3 protein-coding genes and 1 pseudogene are annotated in these 1892 nt (G+C 58.4%); 3 read left to right on the forward strand and 1 reads right to left on the reverse strand.

Annotation, left to right across the window (positions count from 1 at the left end):
* Positions 1 to 184: pseudogene (locus A3730_RS30850) on the forward strand (endonuclease); the annotation flags it as partial.
* Between the two features lie 74 nt (positions 185 to 258).
* On the forward strand, positions 259 to 1143 hold the full coding sequence (locus A3730_RS01610) for a hypothetical protein (protein ID WP_063520882.1): 885 nt from the start codon (positions 259 to 261) through the stop codon (positions 1141 to 1143).
* Here A3730_RS01610 and A3730_RS01615 read toward each other — a convergent pair.
* Positions 1140 to 1469 carry a helix-turn-helix domain-containing protein gene (locus A3730_RS01615; RefSeq protein ID WP_082872222.1) on the reverse strand — a complete coding sequence of 110 codons (330 nt, stop codon included), beginning with the start codon at positions 1467 to 1469 and terminating at the stop codon, positions 1140 to 1142. The genes A3730_RS01610 and A3730_RS01615 overlap by 4 nt on opposite strands.
* A gap of 240 nt (positions 1470 to 1709) precedes the next feature.
* Here A3730_RS01615 and A3730_RS01620 point away from each other — a divergent pair.
* Positions 1710 to 1892, forward strand: a 183-nt coding sequence (locus A3730_RS01620) for a DUF4339 domain-containing protein (protein WP_197477218.1), incomplete at its 3' end; no start/stop codon positions are given.

The raw sequence follows: 1892 nt of genomic DNA on the forward strand, positions 1-1892 counted from the left end.
CCAGCAGACCATGGGGCTGGCCAGCAAGGCCACCTTCACCGAGGGCTCCGTGACCTGGAAGCGCAGCAAGGACTCCACCAGCCTGGACACGAAAGCCCTGCTGCAGGATCAGCCTGACCTGCTCAAACAGTACCCCAAGCACAAGGCCGGGAGCCGTCGCTTCCTGGTTCGCCCCAATGCTTAAACCTCTACGACTCACAGCATAACAGCCGGGCTTGGCCCGGCTGCGTCTATGCCAGTTGCCATCAGGAGAATCCCATGATCAAAGGACTCGCGATCACCCCACCCGTGATCGGTCGCATCAGCATCGGTCGCATGGTGGAGAAGAACGGCAAGCGTCTGCCCGAGAAAGACGATCAGTTCACCATCACCACCCAGATCCAGACCAAGGAAGGCTGGCTGCCCCACCCGCTGGATGAGGCCCTGCGCCAGGACACCAAGGGCAATAAACTCCGTAGCATCCCAATCACCCTGCCCTTCAACGATCCGGACCTGAATCTACGGGCGGAATACACCTTCTTCGACCGCAAGAGCGGCAGGCCGCTGTGTGCAGGCAACGGGGAGGCATGCCGACGCCATACCGAGAATGGCCTGTCGTCACTAGACTGCCCCTCCCCAGATCTGTGCGACTACGGCAGCCATGGGCTGTGCAAGCCCTATGGCCGTCTTTATGTCCGCATCGGGAATGACGATGAACTGGGCTGTTTTGTGTTCCGCACCACCGGCTATAACAGCATCCGCACGCTGGCAGCACGACTGCGCTACTTCCACGCCATCAGTAGCGGCAACCTGGCCACCCTGCCGCTGGAACTGAAGCTGCGCGGCAAGAGCACTACCCAGAGTCACCGGGCACCGATCTACTACGTGGATCTGACCCTGCGGGCAGATCAGACCCTGAAAGAAGCCGTCACCCACGCCAGGGAGGAAGCGAAGGGGCGAGAGAATCTGGGGATTCACCAGACGGAGCTGGACAAGGTTGCTCAGGCCGGGCTGATGAATGCCTGGTTCGAGTATGGGGAAGATGAGGGGTTACAGGTGATGGAGGAGTTTTCTGGCGAGAGAGCCACTCAAACCAAGGACTCCCTTGCCCAATCGACTTCTGGACTCAGCAATAAGCTGGCAGGCAAGCAGTCTGCCGGTTAATCCAGAAGGGCCTTCAGGCCTTCCTGGCGGCTGCGAGAAAGTTTGCGGTAACGCTTGAGCAGATGCGCTTCAGCTTCACTGCGGACTTCCGCGCCGTAGGCACCCGCAGGATCGGCGATCCCACCCGCTTCATCACCACAAATCAGGTAATCAAGCGAAACACCTAGCACCTGTTTCAGGGCAGGAAGCAGACGAAAGCCTGGAGCGTCACGACCATTCTCCCAAGCGGAAACCGTGGATTTGGTGACATCCAACTCAAAGCCCAACTGTTCCTGAGTCAGCCCCAATGCCAACCGGGCCGCTTTCAGGCGCTTGGGAAAACTCATCACGCCCACTCCACCAAATCAGATGAAGCAACGCTACGGCAGAGCCATACCTGTGTCGTATCGCCTAACTTGACTCGCAAAGTGTCGCACTGCAATACTTTTGCCGTGCCGGGAGCCCGAACCTCGTTCGGGCCTAAATCACGTTGGGGGAACGTGGTCTGTCACAGTCGGCTAGCCAGGACGGTTAGCTGCCCCCTTATGCCTCCCAAAATCACCAAGAAAAATGAAATGAGGTCCAACATGGAAGCAACAGAAACACAGAAACCGTGGTTCTACGAAAGTGCTGGCCAACGCAAAGGCGGGTTTTCTGAACAGGAAATGATCGGCTTGATCACGAGCGGGGAAATCACCCATGGCGCCATTGTCTGGCGCAACGGGCTGTCCGAGTGGACGAAACTGGAAAAGACCGAGCTAGCGGCACAC

The sequence above is a fragment of the Alcanivorax sp. HI0044 genome (assembly GCF_001634945.1).

Bases quoted from the DNA above. Each gene is read 5' to 3' on its own strand.
- A3730_RS01610 (WP_063520882.1), top strand. From the start codon at position 259: ATGATCAAAGGACTCGCGATCACCCCACCCGTGATCGGTCGCATCAGC.
- A3730_RS01615 (WP_082872222.1), bottom strand. From the start codon at position 1,469: ATGAGTTTTCCCAAGCGCCTGAAAGCGGCCCGGTTGGCATTGGGGCTG.